Below are 15,250 nucleotides of genomic sequence, written 5' to 3'. Positions count from 1 at the left end.
GGCGAGGCCCGCCCGCGTCAGCCGCTCCTCGACCGCCCGCGCGAGGGGCGGCAGGGCGGCGCGGACCGCCTCTGGCCCGCGCAGGTCGTCCGCGTAGGTTTCCTCGCTGCCGACCGACACCGGGGGGCGGTCCGGTTCCACTGGGCGGTCGTCCTGCCCCCGCGCGATGCGGGCGAAGTGTTCCCCCACCCGCCCGAACCACGCGGCGAGGTGGGCGGGCGGGGTGCGCCGCAGGTCGGCCCCGGTGTGGATGCCGTGCGCGGCGAGCTTGGCGGCGGTCGCCGGGCCGATCCCGTGAAAGGCCGAGGTGGGCAGGCTCGCCAGCAGCGCGTGCGCCTGCGCGGGCAGCAGCACGGTCAGGCCGTCGGGCTTGTTCATGCCGCTCGCCAGCTTGGCGAGGAACTTGTTCACGCTGACCCCCGCCGTGGCCGTCAGTCCGGTGGCCGCATGAATCTCGGCGCGGATGGCCCCCGCGATCCGGGTGGCACTCGGCCCGCCCCGCAGCGGCGCGGTCACGTCGAGGTACGCCTCGTCCAGCGACAGCGGCTCGACCAGGGGGGTGTAGCCCCGAAAGACCTCGCGCACCTGCGCGCTCACCTCGCGGTAGGCGCCGAACCTCGGCTCCACGACGACCAGCCCCGGACAGCGTTCCAGCGCCCGGTACAGCGGCATCGCGCTGCGGACGCCGAAGGGCCGGGCCTCGTAACTCGCCGTGAGCACCACGCTGCGTTTGCCGCCCCAGGCGACCGCGACGGGACGCCCGCGCAGCCGGGGATCGTCGCGCTGCTCCACGGACGCGTAAAAGGCGTCCATGTCCACGTGAATGATCTTGCGCGGCGGCCCGGTCACGGCCAGAGCCTCAGGGTTCGAGCTGGAGGAAGATCGCCTTGAGGTACTCGGCTTCCGGAAAGGACGCGTGGTGGTCGGGCGCGTNTGCGTTTGCCGCCCCAGGCGACCGCGACGGGACGCCCGCGCAGCCGGGGATCGTCGCGCTGCTCCACGGACGCGTAAAAGGCGTCCATGTCCACGTGAATGATCTTGCGCGGCGGCCCGGTCACGGCCAGAGCCTCAGGGTTCGAGCTGGAGGAAGATCGCCTTGAGGTACTCGGCTTCCGGAAAGGACGCGTGGTGGTCGGGCGCGTGGCGGCTCCGGCGCAGCTCGCGCCAGCGGCGGCCACTGCGCCGGGCCGCCGCGCGCACCGCCTCCCAGAACTCCTCGGCGCTGACGTGCGCGGAGCACGACGCGCTGACGAGCACCCCGCCCGGCGCGAGGCGGCGAATCCCGTCTCCGGCGAGCTTCCCGTAGGCCCGGATCGCCCCCTCCCGCTCGGCCTCCCGCCGCGCCAGCGAGGGCGGATCGAGAATGGTCAGGTCAAACTCGCGCCGCGTCCCTTTCAGCCACTCGAACACGTCGGCCTGCACCGTCTCGTGGGCGGCACTCACGCCAGGGTTGAGCGAAAAGTTCCGCTCCGCACTCGCCAGCGCGTGGGCGCTGAGGTCGAGGCTGACGACCTCCCGAGCCCCGCCCCGCGCCGCGTAGAGCGAGAAGCCTCCGGAGAAGGAAAAGGCGTTGAGCACCCGCCGCCCCTGCGAGAGGCCCTCCACCCGGCGGCGGTTCTCGCGCTGATCGAGGAAAAAGCCGGTCTTCTGGCCCCTGACCACGTCCGCCTCGAACTTCAGCCCCGTCTCGCGGAAGACGACGGGGCCGTCGGGCGCCTCGCCTGCGACCGTGAGGCCGTCTCCCAGCCCCACCGCCTCCGCCAGCGCCCCGATATTGCGGCTGAGGCGCAGCACCACCCGGAAGCCGGGAAAGCGCTCCTCCAGCAGCCCCCGCAGCAGGGGCAGGTGGGGAAACCACGCCGCCGTGTAGAGCTTGAGCACCAGCGTGTCCGCGTAGCGGTCGATCACCGCACCCGGAAAGCCGTCCGACTCGCCATTCACGACCCGGTACCCGTCGGTATCCGGGCCGAAGAGGGCTGCCCGGCGCAGGAGCGCGGCGTCGAGCCTCGCGCCCCACCACAGCTCGTCCACCGTGACGGGCAGCCCCGTGTGCAGCACCCGCAACCGCAGCGGCGAGTGCGGGTCGTATAGCCCGATCGCCAGAAAGCGGTCGCGGCGGTCGTAGATCACGGCCAGCTCGCCCGCCTCGCCCTCGCGGTTTTGCCCCCGCACGCTGCCCTCGTAGAGCCAGGGGTGCCCGGCCCGCAGGTGCGCCTCGGCGGGAGCGGTCACGCGCAGGCGAAGGCGGGAGCGGGGGGCGGTAGGGGGCTGCGACATCGGGAGGCAGGGTAGCGCAGGGGGGTGAAGGGAATGGGAATCTCGCCTTCCGCGCAAATGCGCCACATGAGAGCAGACTCTTCCATAGGCTTGGGGGGTGAAGACCAAGTTCTCTCTGCCCCTCCTCGGTTCTGCCCTGCTGCTCGCCTCGTGCGGGGGCGGAACTCCGCAGCCGACCGTGGACCGCACGGCACCCACCGTCAGCCTCAGCGGTGCCCAGAGCGGCTCCTCCGTCAACCTGACGGCCAGCGCCAGTGACAACGTGGGCGTGACGAAGGTCGAGTTCTACCGGGGGGCGACCCTGATCGCCACCGATACCACCGCGCCCTTCACGGCCAGCTTTGCCGTCACCAGCAGCGACAACGGCCAGCTCAATGTGAGTGCCCGGGCTTACGACGCGGCGGGCAACCAGGGTCAGGCCGGAGCCCAGGTCACCGTGAACGTGGCCCGCACGTCCACCCTCTATCAGGGCGTCTGGGGCTGGGCCGTGGCCGACGCCAACACGGAGCAGATCATCCAGCGAGGAGCCATGATCCTGTTTGACGAGGTTCAGAACGAGGGTCGCAGGGTGGCGGTTGGAGGCTACACGAACGAGGCGCAGACCCAGACGGGCGCGAGCCTGCTCGGACCCATCACCGCAGCGGGCGAACTGGAAACCTTCTTCTCTTATGATCTGAACGCTGAAAGCGTCCGGGCGTATCTCGTCGCCAGTGACGACGACGGACGTCTGGAAAACTATCAGGGTTCTCCCACCTTCTTTGGTGCAGGCGCCCTCGTTGATCGGGTGACCCAGCAACCCAACCGGGCGGTCTACGTCGCTCTCGTGCAAGTCAGCAGCGAGGTGCCCGAGGAACTGACGGCCCAGGCTGCCGCCAAAGCGGATGCCCGCGCCCTGGCTGCTCAAGCTGTTCAGCGCCAGTTCCGCACCGGGGCAGCCCTCCAGGCCCAGGCGTTGAAGGTATCCGGTATCCAGCAGGAGGCCGTGAACCTCCTCGAACGCCGCTAACTTCCGGCAAAGAGGGCGACTCCGTGCGTGGAGTCGCCCTCATCTTTGAATCCCTCAGCCTCAATCCGCCGCCGTCTCCCCCGCCCCTTCCTCCGGGTAGACCTCGATCACGCCCGCCGCGCCCATGCCGCCGCCGATGCACATGGTAATCAGCGCCTTGCCGCCGCCCCGCCGCCGCAGCTCATAGATCGCGGTGGTGGTCAGCTTGGCGCCCGAGCAGCCCAGCGGGTGCCCCAGGGCGATGGCGCCGCCGTTCACGTTCATCTTCTCCTGGTCGAAGCCCAGCTCACGGGCCACGGCGAGGCTCTGGGCGGCGAACGCCTCGTTCAGCTCGATCAGGTCGATGTCGTCGAGGGTCAGGCCCGTCTGCGCGAGCACCTTCGGCACGGCCTTCACGGGGCCGATGCCCATCAGCTCGGGCTCGACACCCGCGACCGCGAAGCCCAGGAACTTCGCCAGCGGTTTGACACCGAGTTCCTGCGCCTTCTCGCCGCTCATGATCAGGACTGCCGAGGCGCCGTCGGAAAAGGGGCTGGAGTTGGCCGCGCTGACCGAGCCGCCCATCTTGAAGGCCGGGCGCACCTTCGCCATGTCGGCCACGTTGGCGTCCCGGCGAATCAGCTCGTCCTTGTCGAAGTTGACGGTCGTGGAGGTGACCTTGGTGCCCTTGACCCTATCCACCTGCACGGGCACGGCGATGATCTCGGCGTCGAACCGGCCGGAGTCCTGGGCCGCCGCCGCGCGCTGATGGGAACGGAGGGCAAAGGCGTCCTGGTCCTCGCGGCTCACGCCGTACTTGGCGGCCACGTTCTCGGCGGTCAGGCCCATGCCGATGTAGGCGCCGGGGCGCTCGTCCACGAGCCCCGGGTTGGGGCTGGGGTTGTGGCCGGTCATGGGCACCATGCTCATGCTCTCCACGCCACCCGCGAGCATCACGTCGGCCTGCCCGGTCTGAATGGCCGCTGCCGCCATCGCGATGGTCTGGAGGCCGCTGGAGCAGAAGCGGTTAATGGTCACCCCGCCCACGGTGTCGGGCATTCCGGCCCGCAGCGCGGCCATCCGCGCCACGTTCAGGCCTTGCTCGGCTTCGGGGATGGCGCAGCCGAGGTACACGTCCTCCACGATGGAAACGTCCACGCCCGCCCGCCGCACGGCTTCATTCAGCACCAGGGCAGCGAGGTCGTCGGGGCGGGTGTTGGCGAGGGTTCCCTTGACGCCGCGCCCCACGGGGGTCCGAACGGCGGAAACGATAACTGCGTCACGCATGGTGTTCTCCTTGGTCAGAGGCTGGAAGAACCCGCTTGATAAAGCCTTCCAGCGTCAGATCGTAGTTGTGAGGGTCCAGATTCCAGCAGCGGATGTGCTTGGCGCCCTCGACCCGGTGATACTCCACCAGATCGGGGCGGGCGGCGGCCAGCGCGTCGGCCTGCTCCACCGGAATGGTACGGTCGCGGGTGCCGTGCCACAGCAGGATGGGCACCTTGAACCGGGAGGCGGCGGCGATCTGGTCCACCGCGTCGAAATCCTGCCCGGAGCGCCGGGTGACGAGGGCCTCCACCGCCCGCGCGACGTGCCGCGCCAGCAGGGTCGGGAGGCCGAAGCGCTGGCCCTGCGCCCGGATCACCCCGCGCCACTCCAGCGCCGGGCAGTCCAGCATCACGCCCGCGACGGGGATGGGAAACGGTTCGTGCCGGGGGCGCAGCACGCTCAGGGCGATGTTGCCGCCCATCGAGAAGCCGTACAGCACCGCCCGGCGGTAGCCCGCCTCCCGCGCCCACGTCAGCGCGGCGAGCACGTCCTCGGCCTCCTCGTCGCCCAGCGTGTGAAAGCCGTTCCCGGAGCGCGGGGCACCGAAGGCATTGCGAAAGGTGACGAAGAGGGCCCCGGCCCCGGTGCGCCGCAGCGCCGGAAGCATCCGCAGGGCCTGCGACCGCTGCCCGCCGTGCCCGTGAATCACGATGACGACGGCATCCCGCTCGCCCGAGGTCGGCGGGATGTGCCAGGCGGGCATGTCGCCCACCGGGGTGGGAATGACCGTGTCCTCGTACCCCACGCCAAGCTGGGCCGGGGTGCCGTTGTACACGAAGGAGGACACCCAGGCGAGGGCACCCTGGGGACGCAAGCCGCGCTCTGCCCGGATCTCCCGCCGCACCAGGGTGCCCATCACCCGGCCCGGCCCCAGCAGGGCGTGACCGCCACCGGCCCGCAGCGGGACCACCCCGACCACCCCACGGGCCAGCGTCTCGGGCAGGGCGGGCAGCCACAGGGCGTCGCCCTGCCGCCGCACGGGCACGAAGGCCCCCTTGACCCGCCGGGTCTTGGAGCGCAGCGCGACCTCGGAGCCCACGACCGCGCCCGCCGCCAGCAGCCCGGCGTAGGCGAGCGCAGCCCAGCCCAGCAGACGCTGGGGGGGCACGGCCCGCAGGCGGGTCAGGGGGCGCGGGGTCATGGGGTCAGTTCCTCAGCGGCTTCCCGGTCTTGAGCATGTGCTCGATCCGCTGCTGGGTGCCCTTCTTGCCCAGCAGGGTCAGGAAGGCGTCGCGTTCGAGGTCGAGCAGGTGCTGTTCGGACACCTTGGCGGTGCGGTTGTTGCCGGTGCCGCCCGAGAGCACGCGGGCAAGCTGCTCGCCCACCACCGCGTCGTAGGGGGTGGCGTACCCGCCTTCGGTCATGCCGTACAGCGCGAGCTTGACAGCGGCGATGGCGGCGTCGCCCATCACCGGGATGTCCTGGCGGGGCGTGGGCTGCACGTAGCCGGGGGCCAGGGCCAGCACCATCCGCTTGGCCTCCTCGATCACGTGGTTCCTGTTCATGACCACCGTGTCGTGCCCTTGCAGGAAGCCGAGCTTGCGGGCTTCCAGGGCCGAGGTGCTGACCTTCGCCGTGCCGATCAGCTCAAAGGCCCGCTGCACGGCGGGCAGCAGCGGCTGGTTGGGCTGAAGCTGGTCGGTGAAGCGCAGCAGCATCTCCTTGGTGCCGCCGCCACCGGGAATCAGCCCCACGCCGACTTCCACCAGCCCCATGTACGTCTCGGCGCTGGCGACGATGTGGTCGGCGTGGATGGAGAACTCGCAGCCGCCGCCCAGCGCCAGCCCGAAGGGGGCCGCGACGGTGGGGTGGGGAGAAAAACGCATGGAGGTCGTCACCTGCTGGAACTGCTTGATCGCGTCGTCCAGCTCGTCCCATTCCTCGGCCTGCGCCTGCGAGAGGATCAGCGGCAGGTTCGCCCCGGCGGAGAAGTTCTCGCCCTGGTTGCCCACCACCAATCCCGCGTAGCCCATCTCCTGAACGAGCTTGTGCGCGTCCTGCACGGCGCGCAGCTGGTCCTCGCCCAGCGCGTTCATCTTGGCGTGCCACTCGACGAGCAGCACCCCGTCGCCCAGGTCCACGACGCTCGCGCCGGGGCGCTTCTTGACGACCTTCGTCGCGTCCTTTTTCAGGTCGGTCAGGATGAAGTAGGGGGCCTGATACGGGGTCGGCTCGCCCGTCGGCGTGACCGTCTCGTCGCCCTGGTAGAAGCGCTCGCGCCCCGAGTCCTTCATCGCCTGAAGCAGGGGCGGCAGCGTGCGGCCCTCGGCCTCCAGGTTGGCGATCACCGTCTGGACCCCGAGGGTGTCCATCGTCTCGAAGGGGCCTTCCTCCCAGCCGAAGCCCCACTTCAGGGCGTTGTCGATGTCCTGCAGGCGGTTCGACACATGTCCGGCCATCTTCGCGGCGTACCAGAAGCCGTCGTTCATCACGCCGCGCAGGAAGTCGCCCTCCTTGCCCTCGGCGCCGTACAGCGCCTTCACGCGGGCGGCGAGGGGCTGGCTCTTGACCGCCTCCACGGCGGGCACCTTGACCTTGCCCCGGTCCTCGTACTCCAGGGTCTGGAGGTTGAGCGAAAGAATCTTCGTCTTGCCCTTCTCGTCCTTCGTCTTCTTGTAGAAGCCGCTCCCCGTCTTGTCGCCCAGGAACTTCTTCTCCTCGACGAGCTTGCGGAAGGTGCCTGTCAGCGTGAAGTCCTCGTCGGCGGGCGTGGCTTTGCCGAGGTCGTTCGCCACGTGGTAGATGATGTCCAGGCCCGAGAGGTCGGCGGTGCGGAAAGTCGCACTCTTGGCGCGGCCCAGCGCGGGGCCGGTGAGCTGGTCCACCTCGTCGGGCGTGAGGCCCGTGCGCTCCATGTGCTGCATCGCGCGGACGATCCCGTACACGCCGATGCGGTTGGCGACGAAGCCGGGCACGTCGTTGGCGACCACGATGCCCTTGCCCAGCACCCCTTCCCCGAACTCGCTGAAGGCCTCCAGCACGGCGGGGTCGGTCCCCGGCGTGGGGATGACTTCGAGGAGGTGCAGGTAGCGCGGCGGGTTGAAGAAGTGCGCCCCGACGAAGCGGCGCCCGAAGTCCTCGCTCCGGCCCTCGATCTGGAGATGCATGGGGATGCCCGAGGAGTTCGAGGAAATGATCGCCGTCTTCTTCGCGACGCCCTCCACCCGCGCCCACAGGTCGCGTTTGGCGTCGAGCTTCTCGATGATCGCTTCGAGAATCCAGTCGGCGTCCTTCAGCTTCTTGAGGTCGTCCTCGAGGTTCCCCGGCGTGATGAGAGCGGCGCGGTCCGGGTCCATGAAGGCGGCGGGGCGGGCCTTCAGCGCCCGCTGAATCCCCTGCTTGGCGAGGAAGTTGCGGTCGGGGTTGTCCGGCAGCACGATGTCGAGCAGCAGAACGGGAATGCCCGCGTTGGCGAGCTGCGCGGCGATGGCGGCGCCCATCACACCCGCGCCGATCACGGCGGCCTTCTGGATACGGTAAGGCTGTGTCTTCATGCGACCTCCTGCGGTGAGCAGTAAATTATTGAACTCGGTTCAAAGGGTAGGGGGAGCCGGGGCGTTTGTCCACCGACGATGACACAGAGGGTGCGGACTCAGCGGGCCGCCAGCCACGCCCGCGCCGCCGTCTCCAGCGCGGCGAAGGAGGCGAAGCCCACCGCGCGGGCTGCCCGGTCGCGGTCACCACTCTGGGCGAACGCCTGCGCGAATCGCCAGGGGGCGTCCCCGCCCTGTTCGTCGGACAGAAACTCCACCACGCCCAGACCCTGACGGTAGGCATTGTCCCATCTTGCCTCGGGCACGGCGGGAAAGTCGGCCAGCTCGGCGAGGGGAACCCATCCGGCGCGGGCGTAGGCGTTCGCGCGGACCTGCCACGCCCGCCAGCCGGACTCGGCCACAAAGGCGCGGGCGGCGAGGTTCGCCAGCCCCTCGTGCAGCCACCAGGGAATGCGTTTGTCGCCGCCCGACCCCGCCGCCAGCCCCACGGCGAGGTGCGTGAATTCATGGGTGAGCAACCGCAGCGCCGACGCCTGGGCCTCGGCCGGGGAGCCGCCGGGCACCACCAGCTTGATCGCCTCGCCGGGTTCGTTCCAGCCGGAAACGGGCTGCAGCGAGGGATACACGGTGGCGCTGAGACGCTCGGCGTCCGGGTAGACCTTGACCACGGCCCCCTGCGGCACGCTCAGCCCCAGCACCCGCTCCACCTCGCGGGAGGCGCGGGGCAGCAGGGGCGCCAGCCAGTCGGCCCTCTGCGCCAGGCCCGGCACCTTCAGGGCGAGGAGGCGGCCCGCCCCGGCCTTCAGGGGAGTGAACGCCTCGCCCGCGTAGCGCCAGACCTCCCCCACCCGCAGCAGTTCCACCGGAAGGGTCACCCGGCGGACCTCGCCGGGCACCCGCGTCCAGACCAGGGTGAGGGTGGCCTCGGCCCGTGCCCCCTGCTGCTGCACGTCGCTGAAGGTGTAGGTCACGTCCCGGGGCACCCGCCGGGCGAGGTCCGCCGCGAAGTTCGCACCCTCGACCGTGAAGGTGCCCTCCGGCGCGAGCAGGGCACGGTAGGCGGCAGCATTTCCGGCACGGGCGGCGGCCTGAAGTGCCCCGGCCAGTTCCTGCGGGGTGCGCTGAGACAGAGCCGCCGAACACAGCATCAGCCCCGCGAGGAGGGCGGCGCGAAGGGTCATGACCCAGGGTAGCGGGCCTACGCGCCCGGCAAAAACCCTTTCACCACGAACACGACGACCAGCCCCGCCAGCGCCGCGAGGGCCGCGAAGCTCAGGCGGCGGTCCCGGTTCCACGCGGCTGCCGCCACCCACACGGCGGCCAGCACGGGCACCAGCCCCACCCAGCCCACGGCGAGGGCGGCCAGGCGGGGGAACAGCACGCCCAGCGCGAGCAGGCCCACCGCCACCCAGAAGCCGAGCGGATACAGCCAGTCGGGCAGGCCCGCGAGTTCGGTGTCGGGCCGGGGAGGCGTCATTCGTCCCACTCCGGGTACTGATCGGGGGCGGTGCCCACGCTGTCCAGCACGTGCGGCAGCCGGACGCGGGGCGGGGCGTCCTGAAGGCCCTGGTAGGTCACGTCGAAGGTCCAGTCGTCGCCGTAGTCGAAGAGGAAGGTCCACTTTTCCTGCCGCCCGAAGGGCTCGGTGACGGGGACACCCCGGACGCCGTGCTCCTCGCGCCCGCGTCCGGGGGCCGGGTCCAGTCCGGCCAGGCCTGGCAGATCGTCCCCCGCCCCCAGCCCCTGCCGGGCCGGGGCGAGGGTCGCCAGCACCTGCTCGATGCCGTCCGGCCGAGCCAGCATGGCCCGCACCTCGGGCGGCATGGCCACGCTGAAGGAAACGTCCTCTTCCTCCTCCCCCAGCGCGAGAGCCTCGGCGGCGAAGGCCGAGAGCCGCTCGCGCACCGCGTCCTGCAACCGCCCCGGGACGCGGGGCAGCACTTCCTCCTCCAGGCGGCGGGTCAGGAAGGCGGCGGTCTCCCGCAGCAGGGCCGACTGGCTCAGGCCGTCCAGCGCCAGCGTCAGGGCGAGGTCGGCCTCGTCGGCCAGCTCCTCAGGCAGGTCACCGGGACCGCCCGGACGGGCGGCAGAAAGGGGCGAGCCACCGCCCTCCAGGTCCCGGAACAGTTCGTAGGCCACGGCCGAGCGGTAGGGATTCCTGCCGTCGAAAAACCCGTAGGCGTGGTCCAGGTCGAAGCCGAAGGCCGACACGATGGCCCCCGCCAGCGCGTCGAGGTCCGCGTCCTGCGGCATCCCCAGCACCCGGTAGGGATACCGGCGCTCGCCCTCCACCTTCACCCGGCTGGTCACCTTGAAGACGTGCATCTGACGGGCCGCTTTCCTTGTTTTCGTCATGGCTCCACCTCCTAACTCCAGTATTTCCTAACTCCAGTATTTCCACAGCAGTTGCCCCGCCGTGAAGATCAGCAGCACGCTGAAAAACAGCTTGAGCTGCGCGGCGGGGATGCGGCTTTGCAGCCCGGCCCCGGCCCGCGCCCCGATCAGCACGCCCAGCGCGACCCCGGCGGCCAGCCGCACGTCCAGCAGGCCCCCCGCGTGGTACACCAGCGCGTTGCCCACGGCGGTCAGGCCCATGATGAAGGTCGAGGTGGCGATGGCCTGCCGGATGGGGACACCCGCCAGCAGGTTGAGCACCGGCACTTGCACCGTGCCCCCGCCGATGCCCAGCAGCCCGCTCATCACGCCCGCGAAGGTCATGGCCGGGGGGACCAGGCGGCTGGGTGCCCGCTCGACCTCCACCCGCCTCAGCCCGCGCAGCAGGTTGTAGGCGGAATACAGCAGCAGCAGGGCGAACACCGTCGCCACCGCGCGGGCGGGCAGCACCAGGCCCAGGAAAGAGCCCACCGCCCCACCCAGGATGGTGTAGGGCGAGAGCAGGTAGCCGGTCCGCGCCCGCACCAGCCCCTGCTGCAGGTAGCTCGCCGCCCCGCTGAGCCCCACCGCCAGCACCCCGATCTGCGAGACGGCCACCGCCTGGCTGATGCTGATGTCGCGCCCGAAGAGGGGCAGCACGAATTCCAGCGCGGGCACGACGACCACACCGCCGCCCAGCCCCAGGATCGCGCCCAGAATTCCGGCCAGCAGGCCCACGGCGATCACGGCGAGGGTCATAGAACGGTGGCGGAGGTGAAGCGTGTCCGGGTGCCCTCCACGGACGCGCTCCACCTTCGCTGCCAGCCACTAGTCGGGATCACGGCAAGGAGGCTAACACGGCTCTCCCTCAGCGGACGTAGGAGGCCCCGTTCAGGTCCAGGGTCGCGCCCGTCATGTGGCGGGCCAGCTCGGAAGCGAGAAAGGCAATCGTGTGCGCGACCTCCTCGGGCGGGACCACGTCGCCCATCGGGATGTCGCGGGCGAGGTCGGCGGCGTGCTCGCGCAGGTAGCCTTCCGCCATATCGGTGCGGACCCAGCCCGGCGCGACCGCGTAGGCCAGGATGCCCTCGCGGGCGTACCCCCGCGCGATGGAGCGGGTCAGGGCGATCACGCCTCCCTTGGAGGCCGCGTAGTGCATCGCGTCGGGGTTGTCACCCCGGAAAGCCGCGCGGCTCGCCACGTTGATGATCGTGCCGCCGCCCCGCGTGCGGAAGTGCCGCACGGCCTCCCGGCACAGGTCCGCCACCGCGACCAGATTGACCTGCAGGGTCTGCGCCCAGGTGTCCGCCCAGGCTTCGTCGGGGTCGTCCACCGTCACCGTCGGGGCGATCCCGGCATTGTTCACCAGCACGTCCACCCGCCCGCGCCACGCCACGGCCTCCCGGAAGAGGGCGGCCCCGGCGCCCGGCTGCGCGAGGTCGGCGCCCAGCGCTGCGGCCCGCTCCTCCCCGCCCACCTCCTCCACCAGCGAGCGGGCCTGCTGCTCGCTGCGCCCGTAGTGCACGATCACGCTGGCCCCCACCGCCGCCAGCGTCCGCACCGTCGCCGCGCCGATGCCGCGCGAGCCGCCGGTCACCAGCACCACCTTGCCTGTCAGGTCGAGCATGGGGGCATGAGAGCAGGCGGGGCGGGGCCGCGCCCGCGTGAAGCAACTCTCTAGCCCGCCGGGGCGAAAGGGCTGGGGTCTTCTGCGACGCTGGGAACTGTTCGCAGGACCTGACCGACGAAGCCTGACCGACAAAGGAGGCAGACACATGGACGCACAGCGAGGGGCGAGGAACCTGGTCGGGTTCAGCCTGGGGCTGGGCGCCGCCGAGCTGGGCATGCCGGGCCAGATCCGCCGCCTCGTGGGAGCGCCGGAACGGCGAGCACGGCGGCCCGCGCCGGGCCGCACGGGTGCCGAGTCTGCCCACCCCCCCCCACGCTGGCCAAGCGGGTCAAGGCCCGCCTCACTGCAAAGGAGTGACACCCGAATGACGACCAACCAACGAGAAGACAGGGACCGTCCGGAGAGCCCGCAGAATTCCAGCCCCACCGAGCGGGTGCTGTTCGGCGCGATCGGGGCAGGGCTGATCGCCCTGAGCCTGCGCCAGCGCGGCACGGTCGGCGTGCTGCTCGCCGCCGGGGGAGCCCTGCTCGTCGCGGGCGCGGCGATGGGCCAGGGCCTGGGGGAAGCGGTCACGGGCGTGCGCCGCACCCAGGACGACCAGATCAAGGTCGAGAAGGCGATCACGGTCGGCCTGGGCGCCGACGAGTTGTACACCTTCTGGCGCGACTTCGAGAACCTGCCGCGCTTCATGGACCACCTCGAATCGGTGAAGGTGGGCGGCGGGGACGGCCAGCGCTCGCACTGGGTCGCCAAGGCCCCGGTGGGCACGACAGTCGAGTGGGACGCCGAGATCACCGCCGACGAGCCGGGCCGCCGCATCGCGTGGCGCTCGCTGGAGGGCGCGACCGTGCCCAACGAGGGTGCAGTAGAGTTCCGCCCTGCCCCCGGCGACCGGGGCACCGAGATTCACGTCTCGCTGACCTACCGCCCGCCGGGAGGCACCCTGGGGGCCACCGTCGCCCGGCTGCTGGGCGAGGACCCCAATATCCAGATCGAACATGACCTGCGGCGGCTCAAGCGGCTGCTGGAGGTCGGGCACATTCCCACCACCGAGGGCCAGTCCAGCGGCCGCAAGGGGGCCATGAAGGCGGAGGCGAAGATGTACGACAACCGGAGAACCTCGTGAAGGCCGTCGTGTGGCAGGGCGTCAACCGCATGGGCGTGGAGACGGTGCCTGACCCCCAGATCCTGCAGCCCACCGACGCCATCGTGCGCGTGACCAAAACCGCGATCTGCGGCTCGGACCTGCACCTGATGGACGGGTACGTGCCCAGCATGGTCCACGGCGACATCGTGGGCCACGAGTTCATGGGCGAGGTCGTGGAGGTCGGCCCCGAGGTCCGCAAGGTCAAGGTGGGCGACCGGGTGATCGTGCCCTTTCCCATCGCCTGCGGCAAGTGCTGGTTTTGCCAGAAGGGCCTGACCTCGCTGTGCGACAACTCCAACCCCAATCCGGGGCTGGCCGAGAAGTTCTGGGGCTACTCGCCCGCCGGGCTGTACGGGTACTCGCACATCACCGGCGGGTACGCGGGTGGGCAGGCGCAGTTTGCCCGCACCGTCTACGCCGACGCCAACCTCTACAAGGTGCCCGACGGCCTGACCGACGAGCAGGTGCTGTTCCTCACCGACATCTTCCCGACCGGCTTCATGGGCGCCGAGCACTGCGACATCCAGGGCGGCGACGTGGTGGCCGTCTTCGGGGCGGGGCCGGTGGGCCTGTTCGGCATCGCCAGCGCCTTCCTGCTGGGCGCCGAGCGCGTGATTGCCATCGACCGCTTCCCCGAGCGGCTGGAGATGGCCCGCTCCTACGGCGCGGAGACGATCAACTACGAGGAGGAGAACGTCTTCGAGCTCCTCAAGGAGATGACCGGCGGGCGCGGCCCCGACAGCGTGATGGACGCGGTGGGCCTCGAAGCGCAGGCGCACGGGCTGCTGGGCGTGGCCGACGCGGTCAAGCAGACCACCCGCGTGCTGGAAAGTGACCGCCCCCACGCGCTGCGGGCCGCGATCATGGCCTGCCGCAAGGGGGGCACCGTCAGCGTGCCCGGCGTGTACGGCGGCCTCGCCGACAAGATTCCGCTGGGGGCCTTTATGAACAAGGGCCTGACCATGAAGACCGGCCAGACCCACGTGCACCGCTACCTTGACCGGCTGACCGGGTACATCCAGCGCGGCGAGATCGACCCCACCCGGATCATCACCCACCGCCTGACGCTCGACGAGGCGCCGCACGCCTACCACATCTTCAAGCACAAGCACGACGGCTGCATCAAGTGCGTCCTCGACCCCTGGGCTGACCCCAAGGACCACGAGCCGACACCGGCGCCCCAGGCGCAGGGCTGAGGATAGCCCTCACCCCTCGCCGCGCGAGGCCCTCTCCCCCGGGGAGAGGGTTTTTTGCTTTGCCCGCTCCTCTACCTCTGGGAGAGGGGCGCTGCAAAGCAGCGGGGTGAAGGGCCCCCCGTCAACCGTGCTCCACCACCCAGCGCCGCTCCACCGCCGTCACCCTGCCACTGTCCAGCCACACCAGCGCCGCCCGTGCACCGACGCCCCACAGCACGGCGGCCTGCCGGAACTGAAGGCCCCACTCGGCCGCCCGCCTCAGCCGCGCCCCGTGAACCAGCAGCGCGGCCTCGGTCCAGTCGCCCTCGCCGTTGACGGCAGGGGTGAGGGCGAACCCGCTGGCCCGTACCAGGGCGAGAAGCTCGGCCTGCGCCTGCACGTTCACCGCCCCGGAAACCCGCTCCCCGCCCGGATTCCAGGCGGTGACGATGGCCCAGGACCCGGCAGCCCAGGTGGGAGCCGGTCCCGGTTGCTCCGACAGGCGGGCGCGCCCTACGGCGGTGCCGTACCCCGTGCCCAGGAAGGCGGCCCGCACCCCTCCGTTCAAGGGCGCAGCATGGCGGCCTCGACATTGAGCAGCGGCGCCTGCCGGAAGCGCAGCGACAGGCGCACCCGCTGGCCGGGCCGGAAGTCCCCGGCGAGCACCACCCGGTAGGACGTGCTCTCGCCCAGGGGCAGGGTGCCGGGCACCGGGATGCTCTGCACCGTCTCGCAGCGCGGGGTGCAGCGCAGCAGCCGGGCGCGGCCCGCCCCGCTCCAGACGCCCGTCAGCGCGTCGCCCCCGGCCACCGTGACCCGTCCCTGCAAGACCGCGCCGCC

16 protein-coding genes are annotated in these 15,250 nt (G+C 71.0%); 3 read left to right on the top strand and 13 right to left on the bottom strand.

Going from position 1 to position 15,250, the window contains the following annotated elements; all coding sequences use genetic code 11:
* The 3 genes from dinB to QOL99_RS08190 form a co-directional block, all read right to left on the bottom strand.
* On the bottom strand, positions 1-849 hold an 849-nt coding region (dinB, locus tag QOL99_RS08200; RefSeq protein WP_285522905.1), incomplete at its 3' end, for a DNA polymerase IV.
* Positions 846-1,022: a Y-family DNA polymerase gene (locus QOL99_RS17795; protein WP_285522906.1), complete on the bottom strand. Its 177-nt coding sequence runs from the start codon at positions 1,020-1,022 to the stop codon at positions 846-848. The genes dinB and QOL99_RS17795, both read right to left, overlap by 4 nt.
* A gap of 46 nt (positions 1,023-1,068) precedes the next feature.
* Positions 1,069-2,277 carry a 23S rRNA (cytosine(2499)-C(5))-methyltransferase gene (locus QOL99_RS08190; RefSeq protein WP_285522904.1) on the bottom strand — a complete coding sequence of 403 codons (1,209 nt, stop codon included), beginning with the start codon at positions 2,275-2,277 and terminating at the stop codon, positions 1,069-1,071.
* Positions 2,278-2,374: 97 nt separating this feature from the next.
* On the opposite strand from QOL99_RS08190, the gene QOL99_RS08185 reads away from it, so the two are divergent.
* On the top strand, positions 2,375-3,283 hold the full coding sequence (locus tag QOL99_RS08185) for an Ig-like domain-containing protein (protein ID WP_285522903.1): 909 nt from the start codon (positions 2,375-2,377) through the stop codon (positions 3,281-3,283).
* A gap of 60 nt (positions 3,284-3,343) precedes the next feature.
* On the opposite strand, the gene QOL99_RS08180 is transcribed toward QOL99_RS08185, so the two are convergent.
* From QOL99_RS08180 to QOL99_RS08145, 8 genes are all read right to left on the bottom strand, one after another.
* Positions 3,344-4,549 carry a thiolase family protein gene (locus tag QOL99_RS08180; protein ID WP_285522902.1) on the bottom strand — a complete coding sequence of 402 codons (1,206 nt, stop codon included), beginning with the start codon at positions 4,547-4,549 and terminating at the stop codon, positions 3,344-3,346.
* Positions 4,542-5,732, bottom strand: coding sequence for an alpha/beta hydrolase family protein (locus tag QOL99_RS08175; RefSeq protein ID WP_285522900.1), 1,191 nt, complete (start codon positions 5,730-5,732; stop codon positions 4,542-4,544). The genes QOL99_RS08180 and QOL99_RS08175 overlap by 8 nt, the downstream gene beginning before the upstream one ends.
* 4 nt (positions 5,733-5,736) lie before the next feature.
* Positions 5,737-8,085 carry a 3-hydroxyacyl-CoA dehydrogenase/enoyl-CoA hydratase family protein gene (locus tag QOL99_RS08170; RefSeq protein ID WP_285522899.1) on the bottom strand — a complete coding sequence of 783 codons (2,349 nt, stop codon included), beginning with the start codon at positions 8,083-8,085 and terminating at the stop codon, positions 5,737-5,739.
* A 98-nt stretch (positions 8,086-8,183) separates the two neighbouring features.
* Positions 8,184-9,266: a hypothetical protein gene (locus QOL99_RS08165; RefSeq protein ID WP_285522898.1), complete on the bottom strand. Its 1,083-nt coding sequence runs from the start codon at positions 9,264-9,266 to the stop codon at positions 8,184-8,186.
* Positions 9,267-9,283: 17 nt separating this feature from the next.
* Positions 9,284-9,562 carry a hypothetical protein gene (locus tag QOL99_RS08160; RefSeq protein WP_285522897.1) on the bottom strand — a complete coding sequence of 93 codons (279 nt, stop codon included), beginning with the start codon at positions 9,560-9,562 and terminating at the stop codon, positions 9,284-9,286.
* Positions 9,559-10,440, bottom strand: coding sequence for a hypothetical protein (locus QOL99_RS08155; protein WP_285522895.1), 882 nt, complete (start codon positions 10,438-10,440; stop codon positions 9,559-9,561). Before QOL99_RS08155 ends, QOL99_RS08160 begins: the two co-directional genes overlap by 4 nt.
* 27 nt (positions 10,441-10,467) lie before the next feature.
* The gene (locus QOL99_RS08150) at positions 10,468-11,217 is read right to left on the bottom strand and encodes a sulfite exporter TauE/SafE family protein (RefSeq protein WP_285522894.1); all 750 of its coding nucleotides are present in this window, start codon (positions 11,215-11,217) and stop codon (positions 10,468-10,470) included.
* Positions 11,218-11,326: 109 nt separating this feature from the next.
* Positions 11,327-12,085 (bottom strand): SDR family NAD(P)-dependent oxidoreductase, encoded by a 759-nt coding sequence (locus QOL99_RS08145; protein ID WP_285522893.1) that lies wholly within the window; start codon positions 12,083-12,085, stop codon positions 11,327-11,329.
* Positions 12,086-12,452: 367 nt separating this feature from the next.
* Between QOL99_RS08145 and QOL99_RS08140 the strand changes: the two genes are divergently transcribed.
* Both QOL99_RS08140 and QOL99_RS08135 read left to right on the top strand, forming a co-directional pair.
* Positions 12,453-13,214 (top strand): SRPBCC family protein, encoded by a 762-nt coding sequence (locus tag QOL99_RS08140; protein ID WP_285522891.1) that lies wholly within the window; start codon positions 12,453-12,455, stop codon positions 13,212-13,214.
* Positions 13,211-14,431, top strand: coding sequence for a zinc-dependent alcohol dehydrogenase (locus QOL99_RS08135; protein WP_285522890.1), 1,221 nt, complete (start codon positions 13,211-13,213; stop codon positions 14,429-14,431). Before QOL99_RS08140 ends, QOL99_RS08135 begins: the two co-directional genes overlap by 4 nt.
* Before the next feature lie 121 nt (positions 14,432-14,552).
* Here QOL99_RS08135 and QOL99_RS08130 read toward each other — a convergent pair whose 3' ends face one another.
* On the bottom strand, positions 14,553-14,978 hold the full coding sequence (locus QOL99_RS08130) for a DUF3293 domain-containing protein (RefSeq protein WP_285522888.1): 426 nt from the start codon (positions 14,976-14,978) through the stop codon (positions 14,553-14,555).
* A partial coding sequence (locus tag QOL99_RS08125) for a hypothetical protein (protein ID WP_285522886.1) occupies positions 14,975-15,250 on the bottom strand: 276 nt, incomplete at its 5' end. The genes QOL99_RS08130 and QOL99_RS08125, both read right to left, overlap by 4 nt.

The organism is Deinococcus rhizophilus (genome assembly GCF_030271215.1).
GTDB classification, from domain to species: domain Bacteria; phylum Deinococcota; class Deinococci; order Deinococcales; family Deinococcaceae; genus Deinococcus; species Deinococcus rhizophilus.
Note: the sequence above shows the minus strand (reverse complement) of the source record. Positions and strands in the feature narration are given on the sequence as shown.